This is a genomic window from Actinomadura violacea (assembly GCF_017573465.1).
Classification (GTDB): domain Bacteria; phylum Actinomycetota; class Actinomycetes; order Streptosporangiales; family Streptosporangiaceae; genus Spirillospora; species Spirillospora violacea.
Genome location: NZ_JAGEPF010000025.1, coordinates 69526 through 86163 on the forward strand (window position 1 = coordinate 69526; position 16638 = coordinate 86163).

Here is a 16638-nt window from a genome sequence, read left to right on the forward strand (position 1 = left end):
GCGGACCCCGTTAGGATCCGGCTGAATCCGAGATCTCCTCACATCCGGGGCCCCGCATGGCGCACGTGCACCATTTCTCCTACGGGCCGCTCACGCCCGCGGCCGCGTACCTGATGTCGTTCGTCGGCTCGTTCCTCGGGCTGCTGTGCACGTCGCGCGCCCGCGCGTCCACCGGGCGGTCGCGCGCGTCCTGGCTGTCGCTCGCGGCGCTCGCCATCGGCGGGACGGGCATCTGGGTGATGCACTTCATCGCGATGCTCGGCTTCAGCGTCTCGGGCATGCCGATCCGCTACAACGTGCCGGTGACGCTGCTGAGCTGCCTGACCGCCATCGTGGTCGTCGCGGTCGGGCTGTTCATCATCGGCTTCGGCGGGTCCGGCACGGGCGTGATCGTCACGGGCGGGGTGGTCATGGGGATCGGGGTGGTGAGCATGCACTACTCCGGGATGGCCGCGATGAACATGTCCGGGCACATCGGCTACCAGCCCGGCCTGGTGGCGCTGTCCGTGGTGATCGCGCTCGTGGCGGCCACCGCGGCACTGTGGTTCTGCCTGCGCGTGCGGGGCCTGTGGGCGACGGCCGGGGCCGCGCTCATCATGGGCGTCGCGGTCACCGGCATGCACTACACCGGCATGGCCGCCATGCGGATCACCATGCACCCGGGCATGCCCGCGCCGACCGGCGCCACGGCGTCGGACTTCCTGATCCCGCTGATCGGCGGCATCGCGGCGGTGTCGATCACGCTGCTGGTCATCATCGCGATGGCGCCGAGCGAGGACGAGATCCGGGCCGACGCCCAGTTCCAGGAGCGCATCGCGGCGCGACGGGCCGGAGTCCCCGAGCCGGGCTCGGACGCCTCCCGTCCGCGGAGCGCGGGCGACCCCTTCGACGCCCGCTGACGCCCGGCGGCCGGCGCGCCGCGCCGTTCAGGACAGCTCGGCGATGATCTTCTCGAGCGCGCTGCGCAGGTGCCGGCGCTCGTCGTCGGTGAGGGTGGCGGTGGCGCGCTCCTCCAGCCGCCGCCGCGCCTCCCGGATCGGCTCCTTCGCCCTGCGGGCGCGCTCGGTCAGGTAGAGCCGGACGAGCCGGGCGTCGGACGGGTCGCGGCGGCGGGTGACCAGGCCCGCCGCCTCCATCCGGGTCGCGGTGTTGACGACGGTCGGGGTGGTGAGCCTCAGCCGCCCGGCCAGTTCGCCGGGGGTCAGGCCGTCCTCCTGCCAGAGCACCTCCAGCAGCAGGTTCTGCCCGACGCGGACGCCGTGCTCGCTCATCGCCTCGTCGGAGGCCGCGCGCAGCAGCTTGTGGGCGCGGGTGGAGAGCCGGAGCAGGTCGTCCATGCCCCGATCCTAGTAATCGTTTGCATGCTAGCGATCTCGCCGCTAACGTTCCATTAGCACGCTAACGAAAGGAGGAGCCCATGATCCTCGTGACCGGCGGGCTCGGATTCATCGGCTCGCACGTCGCGCGGGCACTGCTCGACCTCGGCGAGTCCTGCCTGCTCACCCGGCATTCGGCGGCGCCGCGCGACGTCCCGGACGGGGCCGTCGCGGAGCGGCTCGACATGGCCGACCGGGAGGCGTTCCTCGCGCTCGGCGACCGGTACGACGTCACCGGGATCGTCCATCTGGCGAGCACCCCGCTGCGCGGCACCGACGTGGTCGCGGAGATGCGGGCCAACACCTCCGGCCTGCTCAACGCGTTCGAGGCGGCGCGCGCCTGGGGCGTCCGCCGGGTCTGCGTCGCCAGTACGATCGGCGTCTACGCCGGCGTGCGCGACAGCCCGTTCCGGGAGGACGCGCCGCTGCCGCCGGGCGTGCCGCACCCGATCCCCGCGTTCAAGCGGAGCGCGGAGGCGCTGGCGTCCGCCATCGCCGGGCACGCGGAATTCGAGGCCGTATGCCTGCGGATCGGCGCCGTCTGGGGACCGCGCGGACGCGCCGACTCGCCGTTCTTCGCGATCCCGGGCCTGGTCAACGCCGCGGTGCGGGGCGAGACGTACCCGAAGAAGGTGTACGCCGGCGACGGCATCGACGCGCTGTACGCGCCGGACTGCGGCCGCGCCGTCGCCCTCCTCCAGACGGCAGGGACGCTCCACCACGCCGTGTACAACATCGGCTCCGGACACGTCACCACGAATGCGCAGGTCGCGACCGCGATCCGGAAGGCCCTCCCGGACGCCCCGCTCGATCTGGCCGAGGGCCGCGCACCGGACGCGCCGGACGAGGACTACCGGCTCGACGTCACCCGCCTCCGCGACGACACCGGCTTCACACCCGCCCACGACCTCGACGGCGCCGTGGCCGACTACGTCGCCTGGCTGGGCGGGCGCACGGAAGGCTCGCCGGATCATTGACGGACGGGTTCATGCTGGCGCTGTGGGTCACGCGGTGAGCGCGACCCCGGCGCCGATGCCGAGGGCCAGGGAGAACAGGGCGGCCGCCACGGCGACGGCCGATGCGGCGCGGGCGGGCCGGAGCGCGCCGTCCGGGCGCCGGAACAGCGGGACGATCCAGCGCAGGTAGTAGAAGACGCTCGCGACCGTGTTGATCGCGGCGACGGCGGCGAGCCAGGCGTAGCGGCCGTCGATGGCGGCACCGAACATCAGGACCTTCCCGACGAACACGGCGGTCGGCGGCGTCCCGACGAAGCCGAGCAGGCAGACGACCAGCGCGATCCCGAGCGGCGGTGAGGCGCGGAGCAGGCCGGTGTAGGCGGCGAGGTCGTCGCGTCCGGTCGCGAGGACGGCGGCGAACGCGCCGAGGTTCGTCACCGCGTAGGCGGCGACGTAGAACAGCAGCGCGGTCCGCGCAAGGTCGGTGCGGCCCGCCATCGCGACCGGTACCAGCAGGTATCCGGCCTGGCTGACGGTGGAGTAGGCGAGCAGCCGGCGGACGTTGTCCTGCCCGAACGCGGCGAGGTTGCCGAGCGTCATCGTGATCGCGGAGATCACGGCGACGAGCGCCGGCCAGCCGCCGCCGGGCGGCAGCGCCTCCGAGCCGAACCGCAGCAGCGCCGCGAACGCCCCGATCTTCGGGACGGTCGTGACGAACGCGGCGACGGCCGGCGGCGACCCTTCCGTCACGTCCGGGACCCAGAACTGGCCGGGGACGGCGCCCGCCTTGAACAGCAGCCCGGCCAGCAGCGCGACGACGCCGGCGGAGACGGCGGCCGACGGCGCGTCTGCCAGGCCCGCGCGGAGCGTCCCGTAGGCGGTGCCGCGCCCGACGCCGTAGAGGAGCGTGACGCCCGCGAGCATCACGACGCCGAGGAACGCGCCCATCAGGTAGTACTTCAGCGCGGCCTCCGTGCCGTGCGCGTCCTTGCCGAAACCGGCGAGCGCGTACGCGGGGATGCTCGCCAGCAGGTACGCGGCGACGACGACGAGCAGGTCGGACGAGGCGCCGAGCATCATCGCGCCGAGCGCCGACAGCAGGATCAGGACGTAGTGCTCGCTCTCACGCGGGTGGTCGCGGACGGGCCCGGCGGCCAGCGCGAGGACGAGCAGCGTCGCGCCGAGCACGGTGATCCGGGTGACGTGGGTGATCGGGTCGACGAAGAACGCGTCGAACACGACCAAGTCGGGACGGGTGGCGTCGACGGCGGCGACGGCGAGGCCCGCGACGAGCCCGGCCGCGCAGATCACCGCGACCCGCCACTGCCGGGTCCGGGGCAGGAACAGCCCGTTGACCAGGCCGAGGACGGCCGCGATCAGCACGCACAGCTCGGGGGCGACGTCGGCGGGGTTCTCGTTCATCGGCCGGCCAGCGCGGTGACGGCCGCCGACAGCGGCTCGATCGTGTCGAGCAGGGCGCGCGGCGCGACGCCGATCAGCAGCGACAGCGCCAGCAGCGGGACGATCGCCGCGAGTTCGGGCGGCCGCACGTCCCCGACCCGCGCCGACAGCTCGCCGGGCGGGCCGAGCACGGCCCGGTGCAGGACGCGCAGGAACAGCGCCGCGGTGACGAGGATGCCGAGGACGGCGATCGCGCCGGTCACGGCCGCGGCCGTGGCGCCGGTCCCGATCGTCCCGGCGAAGATCTGGAACTCGGCGATGAACCCGGACAGTCCGGGCAGCCCGAGTGCGGCGAACGCGGCGAGCGCGAGCATCCCGGCGTAGACCGGCGCGGTGCGGGCGATGCCGCCGAACCGTCCGAGGTCGTAGCTGCCCGCCCGGTCGTGGAGGACGCCGCACAGCAGGAACAGCGCGCCGGTGATGAGCCCGTGCGAGACCATCTGCGTGACGGCGCCGGTGACGGCGAGCCTGCGCGCGGCCGCGTCACCGGAGGCGTACCCGGCCGCACCGAGCGCGAGGACGATGTAGCCCATGTGATTGACGGACGTGTAGGCGACGAGCCGCTTCACGTTGTCCTGGGCGAGCGCCACCAGTGCCCCGTAGAGGACGCCCACCAGACCGACGATGAGGAACACGAGCGCGTAGCGGCGCCATGCGTCCGGCAACATCGGCATGGCGATCCGCACGAACCCGTACGCGCCCATCTTCAGCATGACCCCGGCGAGGATCGCGGACCCGGCGGCGGGCGCGTCGGTGTGCGCGGGCGGCAGCCAGGTGTGGAACGGGACGACCGGCGTCTTGATGCCGAGGCCGATGCCGACGGCCAGCAGCGTCAGCCCGGCGAGGCCGGGCGAGCCGGCGAGCGGCGGATGCCTGGTCAGCTCCACCATGTCGAAAGTGTGCGGGTCGGCGCCGAGGTAGAGGCCGATGAACCCGAGCAGCAGGACCAGCGAGCCGAGGAACGTGTAGAGGAAGAACTTCAGAGCCGACGCGGCCCGGTCGCCGTGCCCCCACAGCAGGATCACGAAGTACATGCCGACGATCGACAGGTCGAAGAACACGAAGAACAGCAGCAGGTCGAGGGCCGAGAACAGGCCCAGGCACACCGTCTCCAGGAACAGGAAGAGGATCGCGAAGGCCCGCACCCGGTGCGTGTGCCGGACGGAGTACACGGCGCAGGCGGCGAACAGTACGGCGGTCAGCGTGACGAGCGGGAACGACAGCCCGTCCAGGCCCACGTGGTAGCCCGCCCGGACGGACGGTATCCAGCGCATGTGCGCCTCGTAGGCGACGCCGGGCCGGGTGCCGTGCGCCGCCCACATGCCCGCGACGAGGGCGAGGTCGGCGAAGGTGACGGCGATCCAGACCCACGGCACGGCGCGACGTGGCACGGCCGGCAGGACGAGCGCGACGGCGAGCGGCAGGAACACGACCAGCGAGAGCACGGTCACCACCCCGCCAGCAGGGCGACGGCGACGAGGACCGCGAGCAGCACCGCCGCCTGCGCGTAATAGGTGTGGACGAGCCCGGTCTGCGGCCGGCGCGCCAGCGCGGCGAGCCTCCGCGCACCGCGGCCGACCCCGGTGACCAGGCCGTCGAGCCGCAGTTCGGCGCCGCGTCCGGCGAGCCCGGCCGCCCACGGCCCGGACCGTGCGACCGCGCGGACGGCGCCGTCCACGACCCGGTCGTCGAAGCGGGCGAGCGCCCGCGCCGCCGCGAACGCCGGACGGACGACGCCCGCCCGCGCGGCCCGTTCGAGGAACAGCCAGTCCACTGCCCACGCGGGCGCGGGTACCGTCCGCGCGAACCGGACGGCGACCATCGTCACCGCTGCGAGAGCGCCGGAGACCGCGAGTTCCAGGCCGTTCACCCGCGTCCCGCCCGGTATCCCGAGAGCGTCGGCGACACCGCGCGACCCGAGGACCCCGAGCACGCACGCCGCGACCGCCAGGACGACCAGCGGGACGCGTGCGAGCACGGGCACGGGGGCGCCGTCCGTGCGCGTGCCGCGCCACACGGCGAACAGCGCCTTGGTCGAGTAGGCGGCGGACAGGACGGACGCGGCGAGCCCGACCGCGAGGAGCGCGGGCGAGCGGTCCCCGGCGGCCGTCAGCACCTCGTCCTTCGTCACCCACAGCGCCAGCGGCGGAAGCCCGGCCAGGGCCAGCGCGCCCGCGCCGAACGCGGCGCCGACCAGCCGGTACCGGCGTGCCGCGCCGTGCAGTTCGTCCAGCCGCCTGGTGCCGAGCGCGGTCAGCCATGCGCCCGCGCACAGGAACAGCAGGCTCTTCACCGCCGCGTGCGCCACGAGCTGCGCCGTCCCGCCGGACACGGACCCGGCCCCGGCTCCCAGCACCATGAAGCCGATCTGCGCGCAGGTCGACGCGGCGAGCAGCTGCTTCAGGTCGGATTGCGCCAGCGCCACGGCGCCCAGCACCAGCGCGGTGACGGCGCCGACCCAAGCGACGAGCGTGCCGGCCCATCCGGTCGCCGCGAGCAGCGGATGCATGCGCAGCAGCAGGTAGGCGCCGGCCGCGACCATCGTGGCGGAGTGCAGCAGCGCCGACACCGGGCTCGGGCCGATCATCGCCCTCGACAGCCAGAACGAGAACGGAAGCTGCGCCGACTTCCCGAGGGCGGCCAGCACGATCCCGCCCGCCGCGAGGCCGCGCCACGGCTCCGCCGCACCTGCCAGCGAGGGGAGCGCGAGGGAGTGCGCCCCGGCGACGGCGAAGCCCGCCGCCGCGTAGAGGCCGAGGTCGGCGGCGCGGGTGGTGAGGAACGCGACGTCCGCCGAGCGCACCGGCTCCGCCTCGCGCCACTCGTAGCCGATGAGCGCGTACGACATCGCGCCCATGACCTCCCACCCCATCAGCAGCAGGACGAGGTCGGTCGCGGTGACCGTCACCAGCATCGCGCCCGCGAACAGCAGCATCAGGCCGAAGAACCGGGCGCCGTACCCGCCCCCGGCGGCGAAGAGCAGGATCGCCAGCAGGACGGACGCGACGGTCACGACGAGCACGCCCGACAGCCCGTCGATGGCCGTCCCGCCGGGCCATCCGGGCAGCAGGGCGAACCGGGTCGCGGGACGCGTCACCGCCGCCGCGACCGCCAGCGCCAGTACGGCCGCCGCCACCAGGACGCCCAAGGCCGGGGCCGCGCGGCCGGTGCGGCGCCCCGCGAGCAGCAGCAGCGCCCCGGCGAGCAGCGGCGTCCCGGCGAGCGCGGCGATCATCCCTTGAGGTCTCCGGCGTCGTCGGCCATGTCCACGTCGCGCGCGCGGAACAGGGCGGTGACCACGGCGAACCCCATCGCCATCTCCAGCGCCATGACCGTGATGGCGACGAGCACGAGGACCTGGCCGTCCGCCGCGCCCGGCGACACCTGGTGCCAGAAGCCGGCCGCGGCGGCGACGATCCCGTTGATCATCAGTTCCAGGCCCATCATCAGCATCACGATCGACCGCTGCGAGAGGGCGCCGTACAGGCCGACGGAGAACAGGGCGGCGGCGAGCAGCAGGAACGCCTGGAGGGTCATCGCGCGCCGTCCTCCCCGTAGCGTCCGGTGCGGGTGGCGAGCACGACCGTGGCGATCATCGTGGCCAGGATCGCGATGCCGATCACCATCATGACCAGCATCTTCGGGCCCATGATCGCCTGGCCGAGGGCGGCCGCCGGGTCGCGGGGCGGGCCGCCCCGCCGCGCCGGCCACGGGACCGCGAAGACCCCGGCGGCCAGCGCCGCGAACACCGCGCCCGAGACGATCAGCGCGCCGCGCCGGTTGTGCACCATCGACATCGGCATCAGCCCGGCCGGGTCCATCATGTACATGACCATGAAGACCGCCATCACCAGCATCTCCATGATCATCATGAGCACGACCAGCACGCCGAGGTAGTGCTGCCCGGCCAGGAGCAGTTCGCCGCCGACGCACAGGAACGACGCGAGCAGCGCGAACGTCGCGCGGGCCATCGATCCGACGGCGAACACCGCAGCGCCGGAGGCGACCGCCGCGACGGCGAGCACCCAGAACAGGACGGTCACGGGAACCTCCTCAGTCCACGACGACGACGGCGACGACGAGCATCTGCAGCAGCACGGCCGGGATCAGCACGACCCAGGCCGCCTGCACGAACCGGTCCATCCGCAGGACGGGCAGCCGCCGCCTCGCCCACACCAGCAGCGCGAGCACCGCGCACGTCTTGACCAGCGACCACAGCCACGCCGGGAGCACCGGCCCGCCGCCACCGCCGAGGAACAGCGGGACCGCCACGGCCGACGCGACGGCGAGCAGCCCGTACCGCCCGGCCAGGAACACCAGCCGGTCCGGGCCCGGCAGTTCGAGCGCCGCTCCCCCGGCGATGTCCGCGCCGAGCGGAGCGCCGAACGGCCCCCAGAACGCCATCGCGAGCGCGGACACCAGGTAGACCGCGAACGCGACCGGCATCCAGACCCCGAACCACAGCCCGCCCTGCGCCGCGCCGATCGCCCGCAGGTCCAGCGAGTGCGCCGCCAGCGCCGCGGTGATCAGCGCGAACATGTGCGGCAGCTCGTACGCCAGCCCCTGCGCGATGAACCGGTACCCGCCGACCAGCGCGAACGCCGAGTTCGCGCCCCATCCGACCAGCCACACCGCCGCCCACCCGACGACCTCCATCGCGTTGAACCAGACGACGCCGACGCGGGTGTCCAGCGCGGCGTGCCCGCCGAACGGGACGACGAGCGCGGCCAGCGCCGCCGCCAAGGGCAGCGCGATCGCACCGATCCGCGCCAGCAGCCGGTCGGCCTGCGGTGTCGTGCGCCGCTCCAGCACCAGCAGCCGCGCCGCCTCGCGGAACGGCCCGGGGCCGCCGGCCAGCACCGCGTCCAGCGACGCCGCCGCGACCGCGAGCACGCCGAGGACGACCACCTCAAGCACGGGCCGTCACCGCCGCCAGGTCCGGGTCCAGGCTCGCGACGATCAACCGGGCCTGCCCTAGGTCGGCGCCCGTCACCAGCTCGGGCAGCACGGACACGAGCGCCTCGTCGCGGTCATGCCCGCCGGGCGTCCCGCCACCGTCGAGGGCGGCCCCGATCTCGCGGAGCCACCCGTCCAGACGGCCGGCGACGTCGCCCACGCACCACGCGGGGACGCCGTGGCGCTCCACCGCGTCCGGCGCGAGGTTCCCGACGCCCCTGGTCATCCACCGCAGCAGCCTGGACCGCCGGACGGTCCGCTCTAACGCCTCGAACCGGTCCCGGACCGGCCGCCCGTCCAGGACGTCGTCGCGCAGGACGGCCGCGCGCCGCGCCGCGTCCGCCCAGCCCGCGACCCGCAGGAACCGCGCGGCGCCGTCGAGCCGGCGCGCCGCCTCCCGCCCCGCCCAGAACGACCCGCCGCCCGCGTCGACGATGACGGCCTCGGCCGACTGCACGACATCCCCCTGCAAAGCGAGGTCGAGGCGCAGGCCGGCGGGCCAGTCCGCCAGGACGGGACCGAGCGGGACGTGCAGGACGTCGAGCCGCAGGCCGTCCCGGTCGTCGGCGCGGTCGGCCATGCCGACGTCATCGGACGGGGATGCCGCGCCGCGCGGCGCCCCGTCAGACTCAAGACCGTCAGACTCAAGACCGTCAGGCTCGATGCCGTCCAGCTCGTCCGGCCGGATCCTCGCCCGCGGGCCCGGCATCGCCGACCACACCACGTCGATCGCCTCGGCGAGGGCCTCGCCCGGATGCCCGCACACCACCAGCACACCGGTTTCCGCGGGTGACACCGCCGGACGCCACCGGCGCGCGCGCAGCCCCGCCTCCACCGCGAGCCGGTCGCCGGTCCCGTCCGCCGCCGAGACGACGAACGGGCGCGGGCTCCGCGCCGCGAACCCCCGCAGCCGCTCCCTCAGGCCCACCGCAGAGCCCCCTCGCGCCACGCGTACAGGACCCCGACCAGCAGCAGCACGAGGAAGGCGAACATCTCCACGACCGCCTTCACGCCCACCGACGCCACGACGAGCGCCCACGGGTACATGAAGACCATCTCCATGTCGAAGGCGAGGAACACCATCGTCACCGCGTACCAGCGCACGTGGTACCGCGAGAAGGCGTGCTCGCGGGGACGTCCGCCGGACAGGAACGGCCCCGCCTCCAGCGTCTCGGGCGCCATCGCGTACGAGAGCGCGTAGACGGCCGCCACCACCGCGCCGACCAGCCCGAGGACGGAGAGGACCACGGCGTACGGCGGCATCGCTCCTCCCCGCTCCCGGCGTCCACTCCCGGGAGGTGTACCTGATCACCGCCGCAGGAAACCTCCGGGGGGTAAATCGCCCGAAGGCGGGCGGCCGGATCGAACGCCCGGCCGCCCGCGAGCACCGGTCCCGCACCGCCCCGCACGGTGCGGCCCGGTGCGGCTCAGTGCCGGTTGACGCGGTGCCAGGCCCCGCAGCCGTACAGCGTCTTGCCGTCGCCGCGGACCAGGCACGCCCGGACGCGCACGTAGCTCACGTCCCGGTCCACCAGATTCGGGTACTCCGTGAGGATGCTTCCGTTTCCACCGAAATTCACCAGGTACGGGGAGAGGCTCCCCGCCGCGAACTGCACCGCCGCCGGATGGCCGTCCGCCTTGTTGTCCTTCAGCCGGACGTAGGCGTACACCTTCCACGCCGATCCCGTCGGCCCCCGCCAGTAGACCGTCCCCCAAGCGTGGGAGCCGCCCGGCGACGAGTAGACGTCGTAGTCCCCCGCCGCCGCCTGCGCCGTCCCCGCGACCCCCAGTTGCACCGCCGCCGCGGCCCCGATCACGGCCGCACCCGCCACGGCCTTCCGCCGCAGCGCCCCGTTCATGCTGAGCAACGTGCCTCCTCGTTTTGCGATCGAGAAGGAACGTAATCAACCCGTCTTACAATCCGCTTACACCCCCGCACCGGGAGCGACGTCCCCAGACGCGGAAGGGAGCCGCCCGATTGCGGGGCGGCTCCCTGGAGCGCGGCTCACGCGCCGACGCTCTCCTTCTCCTCCACCGGCCGCGCCGAGCGCGCGCGCAGCGTCACCAGTGCGAGACCGGCGCCGGCCAGCGCCACGACGGCGGCGCCGATGAACGCGGCCCGGAACCCGTCGGTGAGGCCGGGCAGGTCGCCGAGCCTCCCGGCGCCCTGCGAGGTGGCGATGGCGGTCATCACCGCCAGGCCGATCGCCGACCCCACCTGGTAGGTGGTGTTGACGATCCCGGACGCCAGCCCGCCCTGCTCCGGCGCGACGCCGCCGATCGCGGCCATCGTGGCGGGGATGAACACCAGCGACATCCCGACCGCGGAGATCAGCGAGCCCGGCAGGACGTCGGTGAGGAAGCCGCCGCCCGCGTCGATCGTCGACAGCACGAGCAGCCCCGCGGCGAGGACGACCAGCCCGGTGACGATGAGCGGCCTCGTGCCGAACCGCGCGATGAGCCGCCCGGTGACGCCGACCATCAGCACCATCATCAGCGCGGTCATCGGCAGCAGCGCCGCGCCGCTCGGGAACGCCCCGTACCCGAGCACCTGCTGCAGGTAGAGGTTGAGGAAGTACCACATCGGGATCCACGCGGCCCCGAGCAGCGCCATCGCCGCGTTCGCGCCGGCGAGGCCGGGCGTGCGCCACACCGACAGCGGCATCAGCGGGCCGCGGACGATCCGCTGCCACGCGACGAACAGCGCCAGCAGCAGGACCGCTCCGCCGAGCTGCAGGACGGTGGCGGGCGCGCCCCAGCCGCGCCCGGGCGCCTGGACGATCGCGTAGACGGCGAGCCCGAGCCCGGCCGTGACCGCCGCCGCCCCGGCGACGTCGAGCCCGGCGCGGCGGCCCGGCACCTTCGGCAGGACGCCCGGGACCAGCGCGAGCGTGACCAGCCCGATCGGGAGGTAGATGATGAACACCCACGGCCAGCTCAGCCACTCGGTGATGACCCCGCCGAGGAACACCCCGGCGGTGCCGCCGGCCGGCGCGGCGGCGCCGTAGAACGCCATCGCCCTGGCCAGCTCCTTCGGCCGGGCGGAGAACAGCACCATCAGCAGGGTCAGCGCGGACGGCGCGATGAGCGCCGAGCCGATGCCCTGGACGGCCCGGCCGGCGATCTCGGCCGCGGCGCCGGTGGCGGCCGCGGCGACGACCGAGCCCGCGAGCAGCACGACCCAGCCGGCGGCGAACACCCGGCGCGCGCCGAGCAGGTCCGACAGCCGCCCGCCGAGGAGCAGCAGCCCGCCGAACGCGACGACGTACGCGTTGAACACCCACTGCAGCCCGCTCTGGCCGAAGCCGAGGGCGCCCTGCATGTCGGGGAGCGCCACCCCGATGATCGACGTGTCCATGATCACCATGAACTGGGCGGTGGCGAGCACGGCCAGCGCCCACCACCGCCTCGGGTCTGCGGACATGACGGTCCACCCCTCCACTCGGAACCGGGTACCCCCTGGGGGTACGTTGCGACGGACCCTAACATGCCCCCTAGGGGTATCTATTCCGCGGGCCCGGAGATTCGTCCGGACCGTCCGCGCAGGCCCCGCTCGAACCGCGCCGCGGACCTTCCTCCGATCCCTCGCGATTCCGTACACTTCGCATCTGTGCTGTCGCGAGGGGGGCGAACATGAGCACGGCCGACCGGCCTGACGACCGGGACCCGTCGGGTGCCTCCGCCCCTCCACCGCCGCCCCGGGGCCGCGCCCGCCGCCCCGCGCCCGCCGAGGGCGACAGGCTCGTGGCGAGCTGGCGGAACCCACCCGCCCCACCTGCACCGGCACGCGATCCGAAGCCCGCGTCGCCGCCGCCCGAAGCGCCGGCCGCGGCCGAGCCCGAACCGCCCGCCGTCGCGTCCGCCGAGCAGACCAGGGCCGCCCGGCCGCCCCTCCGCACGCCGGCCGCCCCGGCGGCGCCGTCCGCCGGACCACTCGCCGCCGCGGCGCCGCCCGTCCCGCCGCCGCCCGCGCCTTCCGCAGCTCCCGCGCCGCCTCGTCCGGTTCCGGCCACGGCCCCGCGGCCGCCCGCCGCGAACCCGCGAGGCACGGGACGCCCTGGACCGGCCGCGATGGAGCAGGTGCGCGTCCAGGCACCGGACACCGACGGCACGCAGGACCCCGGTGCGGACGCCCTCGTGTTCGAGCGGCCGCAGGGCGCGCCGACGCCGCCGGAAGGCGGCGGGACCAGGGTGTTCCGGCCCGGGCTGCGGTCGGGGATCGCGGTCGCGGCGGTGCTGGTGCTCGCGGCCGGCGGCGTGGCGTACCTCGTCCGCGGCGACGGGAACGGCGGCGGGAACGGGGACGCGCCGGGCGCCGAGGCCGCCGACAAGGTGTTCGCGGTGCCGGCCGCGCTCTACGACGGCCACGAGCAGACGATCACCGCGGTCGCGGTGCACGGCGACACGGCGGTGACGGTCGGCAGCGAGACCGTGGACGCGCCGCGCGGGCAGATCCTCGTCTCGTCCGACGGCGGCAAGGCGTGGAGCGCCGCGAAGGTGAAGGACGAGGGCGGGAGCGGCGAGGACGTGCCCGTGGCCGTCGCGGCGGGCGACCGGGCCTGGACGGCGCTGGGCCAGGGCCCCGGCGGCGTCGCCGTGTGGACGAGCGCCGACGGCCGCACCTGGACGCACCGCGCCGGCGGCACGGGCGCGTTCAAGGCAGGCGACCAGGTCACCGGCGTCGCGGCCACCTCGGCCGGGTTCGCCGCCGTCGGGACGAACCAGGGCACGGGAGTGCTGTGGACGTCCCCGGACGGCACCGAATGGCAGCGGCAGCCGACGATCCTGCAAGGCAAGCCCGAGAGCGTCGCGGCGAGCGGCAGCACGCTCGTCGTACGGAACGACAAGGGCGACCTGTGGCGGACCGCCGACGGCGGCCGGTCATGGGCGCGCGCGGAGGTCCCGCAGAGCGACGGGTCGTACGGGCCGGTCGTCGCGCTGACGGCGGGCCCCGGCGGGTTCTTCGCGGCGCGGGAGGGCCGCCGCACGGGCGGGTCGTCGAAGAACCCGAAGAAGCGGGCGCTCGCGGTGTTCTTCCGGTCGGCGGACGGCGTGGGCTGGACGCGGTCGAGCACCATCGACCGGCGCACCTACGCCGGCCTGGCGGCGCTCGGCGGGTCCGACGCGGGGCTGGCCGCGCTGACGCCGCTGACCGACGGGCGCGTGGCCGCGCAGCGCAGCAAGGACGGCGTGAACTGGGATTCGGTGGAGCGGCTCGGGACGGACCAGGGCCGCAAGGCGGAGTCGGCGGCGGCGCTCCCGCAGGGCGTCCTCGTCGCGGGCCACCAGAACACCGGCGCGTACCTGGCGGCGCCGGGCGCGCGCCACGGCGACATCGACCTGCTGTCCGTCCCCGGTGCGGTGACGCCCGACCGGACCATCGAACGGCTGGTCTCGGGCAACGGGGTGACGCTGGCGATCGGCAGCGGCGCCGGCGAGGCGGCGGTCTGGTCGACGCGCGACGGCAAGGCGTGGACGCGGGCGGGCGGCACCGGGCTGACCGGGCCGGGCGTGCAGCGCCTCGCGGCCGCGGCGTACGGGCCGAAGGGCTGGGTCGCGGCGGGGCGGAGCGCGGCGAAGCCGCTGCTCCTCACCTCGCCCGATGCCGCCGCATGGAACCCGGTGACGCCTCCCGCGGGCGACGACGGCGAGCTGACCGGCGCCGCCTACGGCCAGGCCGGCTACGTCGTCGTCGGATCAGCCGGGTCCTCGCCCATCGCATGGCGTTCCGACGACCTCGTCCACTGGACGGCCGGTTCCGGCGACCTGCGGGACGGCCGGATGCACGACGTCGCCGCCGTGACGAAGGGCTACGTCGCCGTCGGCGAGCGCGACGGCGCGCCCGCCGTCTGGACGTCCGACGACGGCGCGAAGTGGACGTCGGTGCAGGCCCCGCAGGTGCAGGGCCCGCTCACGCATGTCGTGGCGCGCGGGGACACGCTGGTCGCGACGGGCGCGGGGAACGCCGTCGCGGTCTCGTCCGACGCGGGCCGGACGTGGCGCGCGCAGACCGTCCAAGCGTCCGCGCTGGCGGCGAGCCTGGCGACGCCGAAGGGGTTCGTCCTCGCGGGGACGCCCGCCGGGACCGACGACGTCGCGCTGTGGAGCTCGGCGGACGGCGCGACGTGGCGGACGACCCGCCCGCGCGGCGCCCGCCTGGCCGGGAACGGCCGCCAGCGCCCGACCGGCCTGGCCGCGCTCGGCCCGGGCCTGGTCGCGACCGGCATGGACGGCGACACACCGACCCTGTGGCACACGACCGTCCCCTGACCGGGGGCACCGGGGAGGGTCAGGAGGCGGCCTGCCGGCGCCGGTCGGCCTCGGCGGCGCCGAGGATCATCTCGTCGACGACCCAGCGGGCCTCGGGCGACAGGTCGACCAGGGCGCGCAGCACCTCGGGGCGGATGATGCCGTGCTCGACGTCGCGGCGCAGCGCCTTGAGCGTGATGTCCTCGTCGATGGGGGCGGTCTCGCTGGGCCGGCCGAAGTAGCCGATCGGCACGCCGAAGAAGGTGGCGAGCGCGCGGAGGGTCTTGAGCTGCGGGTTCTCCTGCCGCCCGGTGCGCAGCTTCCACACGGTGGTGGACGAGATGTCCTCGCCGGTGGCGCTCGCGATGGCGGCCGCGGTCTCGACGTTGTTGCGGGGCGGGTGGTCGTCCGACGGCCACAGGTTGCGGATCAGCCACTCGACCTTGTCCGCCAGCGTCGCGCCCGGCGCGACCTCTTCCGTCTCGTTGCTCATCCCGGCCCCTCCCGAACTCACCGACGCCAACGACTTTAGTTGACCGCGAACGCCGCCGTCAGCCAAGGACACGCAGATCATTCCATGGCGTGTCGGCCCGGTCACGCAGCAGAACCGGAACCCGCGGCCGAGGGCCTGGCGCCCGGCCGGCGGGCGCGGGCGTCAACGGGTTCCCAAAAGTGGATCACCGATGTTGGATGGTTCCGGACATCGTGCCCCCGGACGAGGAAGCCACCGTGACCGAGCAGAAGGACCCGATCGACACCGCCGTCCCGCAGACCGCCCGCATCTGGAACTACTGGCTCGGCGGCAAGGACCACTTCGAGGTCGACCGGCAGGTCGGCGAGGAGATCCTGAAGGTCATCCCGGACATGGCGCTGTTCGCCCGCGCCACCCGCCGGTTCCTCCAGCGGGCCGTGCACCACCTGACCGCCGACCTCGGCGTGCGGCAGTTCCTCGACGTCGGCACCGGCCTGCCGACCGCCGACAACACCCACCAGGTCGCGCAGCGCGCCGCGCCGTCCGCGCGGGTCGTGTACGTCGACAACGACCCGCTGGTCCTCGCGCACGCCCGCGCGCTGCTCACCGGCACGCCGGAGGGCGGGACCGCCTACCTGGACGCCGACCTGCGCGACCCGGAGAAGATCCTCGCGGGCGCGGCGGAGACCCTCGACCTCGGCGAGCCGGTCGCGCTGATGCTGATGGGGATCCTCGGCCACATCACCGACGACGCCGAGGCCCGCTCGATCGTCCGGCGGCTGATGGACGCCCTGCCGAGCGGCAGCTATCTGGCCCTGTACGACGCCACCAACGTCGTCGACCCGGCGTCGGCCGCCGCCATCGAGATCTGGAACCGGTCCGCCGAGCCGCCGTACGCGCTGCGCACCCCGGCGCAGCTCGAAGGGTTCTTCGAGGGCCTGGAACTCCTCCCGCCGGGCGTGGTGTCGTGCCCGCTGTGGCACCCCCCGGCCACCGAGATCGGCGAGGTCACCGAGATCGACGAGTTCTGCGGCGTCGCCCGCAAGCCCTGACCCGGACGGCTCGCGCCCGCACGCCGGGCGGGCGCGGGCCGCCGGCGGCGCGTATTCCGAAAATATACCGGCGCTGCTTACCCTCTGGGCGTCTCATCCCCCGCCACCTTTTTCAC

At 74.6% G+C, this 16638-nt stretch carries 16 protein-coding genes; 4 read left to right on the forward strand and 12 right to left on the reverse strand.

Annotated features, from left to right (window positions below; all coding sequences use genetic code 11):
- The first annotated feature begins 56 nt into the window (after window positions 1-56).
- Window positions 57-899: an MHYT domain-containing protein gene (locus J4709_RS36480; protein WP_208247926.1), complete on the forward strand. Its 843-nt coding sequence runs from the start codon at window positions 57-59 to the stop codon at window positions 897-899.
- A gap of 27 nt (window positions 900-926) precedes the next feature.
- Here J4709_RS36480 and J4709_RS36485 read toward each other — a convergent pair whose 3' ends face one another.
- Window positions 927-1337: a MarR family winged helix-turn-helix transcriptional regulator gene (locus tag J4709_RS36485; RefSeq protein WP_208247929.1), complete on the reverse strand. Its 411-nt coding sequence runs from the start codon at window positions 1335-1337 to the stop codon at window positions 927-929.
- A gap of 80 nt (window positions 1338-1417) precedes the next feature.
- Between J4709_RS36485 and J4709_RS36490 the strand changes: the two genes are divergently transcribed.
- Window positions 1418-2353, forward strand: coding sequence for an NAD-dependent epimerase/dehydratase family protein (locus J4709_RS36490; protein WP_208247931.1), 936 nt, complete (start codon window positions 1418-1420; stop codon window positions 2351-2353).
- 27 nt (window positions 2354-2380) lie between these two features.
- On the opposite strand, the gene J4709_RS36495 is transcribed toward J4709_RS36490, so the two are convergent.
- From J4709_RS36495 to J4709_RS36540, 10 genes are all read right to left on the reverse strand, one after another.
- Window positions 2381-3754: an NADH-quinone oxidoreductase subunit N gene (locus J4709_RS36495; protein ID WP_208247933.1), complete on the reverse strand. Its 1374-nt coding sequence runs from the start codon at window positions 3752-3754 to the stop codon at window positions 2381-2383.
- Window positions 3751-5247, reverse strand: a complete 1497-nt coding sequence (locus J4709_RS36500) for a complex I subunit 4 family protein (RefSeq protein ID WP_307801860.1) — start codon at window positions 5245-5247, stop codon at window positions 3751-3753. Before J4709_RS36500 ends, J4709_RS36495 begins: the two co-directional genes overlap by 4 nt.
- On the reverse strand, window positions 5241-7028 hold the full coding sequence (locus J4709_RS36505; protein ID WP_208247935.1) for an NADH-quinone oxidoreductase subunit 5 family protein: 1788 nt from the start codon (window positions 7026-7028) through the stop codon (window positions 5241-5243). Before J4709_RS36505 ends, J4709_RS36500 begins: the two co-directional genes overlap by 7 nt.
- On the reverse strand, window positions 7025-7330 hold the full coding sequence (gene nuoK, locus J4709_RS36510; protein WP_208247937.1) for an NADH-quinone oxidoreductase subunit NuoK: 306 nt from the start codon (window positions 7328-7330) through the stop codon (window positions 7025-7027). The genes J4709_RS36505 and nuoK overlap by 4 nt, the downstream gene beginning before the upstream one ends.
- Complete coding sequence (locus J4709_RS36515; RefSeq protein WP_208247940.1) at window positions 7327-7836, reverse strand: NADH-quinone oxidoreductase subunit J family protein; 510 nt, start codon at window positions 7834-7836, stop codon at window positions 7327-7329. The genes nuoK and J4709_RS36515 overlap by 4 nt, the downstream gene beginning before the upstream one ends.
- A 10-nt stretch (window positions 7837-7846) precedes the next feature.
- Window positions 7847-8710 (reverse strand): NADH-quinone oxidoreductase subunit H, encoded by an 864-nt coding sequence (locus J4709_RS36520; protein ID WP_208247942.1) that lies wholly within the window; start codon window positions 8708-8710, stop codon window positions 7847-7849.
- Window positions 8703-9677 carry a hypothetical protein gene (locus tag J4709_RS36525; protein ID WP_307801861.1) on the reverse strand — a complete coding sequence of 325 codons (975 nt, stop codon included), beginning with the start codon at window positions 9675-9677 and terminating at the stop codon, window positions 8703-8705. The genes J4709_RS36520 and J4709_RS36525 overlap by 8 nt, the downstream gene beginning before the upstream one ends.
- Window positions 9668-10012: an NADH-quinone oxidoreductase subunit A gene (locus J4709_RS36530; protein WP_208247945.1), complete on the reverse strand. Its 345-nt coding sequence runs from the start codon at window positions 10010-10012 to the stop codon at window positions 9668-9670. Before J4709_RS36530 ends, J4709_RS36525 begins: the two co-directional genes overlap by 10 nt.
- A gap of 164 nt (window positions 10013-10176) precedes the next feature.
- Window positions 10177-10617, reverse strand: coding sequence for a hypothetical protein (locus J4709_RS36535; protein WP_208247947.1), 441 nt, complete (start codon window positions 10615-10617; stop codon window positions 10177-10179).
- 137 nt (window positions 10618-10754) lie between these two features.
- Window positions 10755-12173 (reverse strand): MFS transporter, encoded by a 1419-nt coding sequence (locus J4709_RS36540; protein ID WP_208247949.1) that lies wholly within the window; start codon window positions 12171-12173, stop codon window positions 10755-10757.
- A gap of 647 nt (window positions 12174-12820) precedes the next feature.
- Between J4709_RS36540 and J4709_RS36545 the strand changes: the two genes are divergently transcribed.
- Window positions 12821-15019, forward strand: a complete 2199-nt coding sequence (locus J4709_RS36545) for a hypothetical protein (RefSeq protein WP_208247951.1) — start codon at window positions 12821-12823, stop codon at window positions 15017-15019.
- 19 nt (window positions 15020-15038) lie between these two features.
- On the opposite strand, the gene J4709_RS36550 is transcribed toward J4709_RS36545, so the two are convergent.
- Complete coding sequence (locus J4709_RS36550) at window positions 15039-15491, reverse strand: helix-turn-helix domain-containing protein (RefSeq protein WP_208247953.1); 453 nt, start codon at window positions 15489-15491, stop codon at window positions 15039-15041.
- A 197-nt stretch (window positions 15492-15688) separates the two neighbouring features.
- Between J4709_RS36550 and J4709_RS36555 the strand changes: the two genes are divergently transcribed.
- On the forward strand, window positions 15689-16522 hold the full coding sequence (locus J4709_RS36555) for an SAM-dependent methyltransferase (protein ID WP_208247956.1): 834 nt from the start codon (window positions 15689-15691) through the stop codon (window positions 16520-16522).
- The last annotated feature ends 116 nt before the right edge of the window (window positions 16523-16638 follow it).

Bases quoted from the DNA above. Each gene is read 5' to 3' on its own strand.
- J4709_RS36480 (WP_208247926.1), top strand. From the start codon at position 57: ATGGCGCACGTGCACCATTTCTCCTACGGGCCGCTCACGCCCGCGGCC.
- J4709_RS36485 (WP_208247929.1), bottom strand. From the start codon at position 1,337: ATGGACGACCTGCTCCGGCTCTCCACCCGCGCCCACAAGCTGCTGCGC.
- J4709_RS36490 (WP_208247931.1), top strand. From the start codon at position 1,418: ATGATCCTCGTGACCGGCGGGCTCGGATTCATCGGCTCGCACGTCGCG.
- J4709_RS36495 (WP_208247933.1), bottom strand. From the start codon at position 3,754: ATGAACGAGAACCCCGCCGACGTCGCCCCCGAGCTGTGCGTGCTGATC.
- J4709_RS36505 (WP_208247935.1), bottom strand. From the start codon at position 7,028: ATGATCGCCGCGCTCGCCGGGACGCCGCTGCTCGCCGGGGCGCTGCTG.
- nuoK (WP_208247937.1), bottom strand. From the start codon at position 7,330: ATGACCCTCCAGGCGTTCCTGCTGCTCGCCGCCGCCCTGTTCTCCGTC.
- J4709_RS36530 (WP_208247945.1), bottom strand. From the start codon at position 10,012: ATGCCGCCGTACGCCGTGGTCCTCTCCGTCCTCGGGCTGGTCGGCGCG.
- J4709_RS36540 (WP_208247949.1), bottom strand. From the start codon at position 12,173: ATGTCCGCAGACCCGAGGCGGTGGTGGGCGCTGGCCGTGCTCGCCACC.
- J4709_RS36545 (WP_208247951.1), top strand. From the start codon at position 12,821: ATGGAGCAGGTGCGCGTCCAGGCACCGGACACCGACGGCACGCAGGAC.
- J4709_RS36550 (WP_208247953.1), bottom strand. From the start codon at position 15,491: ATGAGCAACGAGACGGAAGAGGTCGCGCCGGGCGCGACGCTGGCGGAC.
- J4709_RS36555 (WP_208247956.1), top strand. From the start codon at position 15,689: ATGGTTCCGGACATCGTGCCCCCGGACGAGGAAGCCACCGTGACCGAG.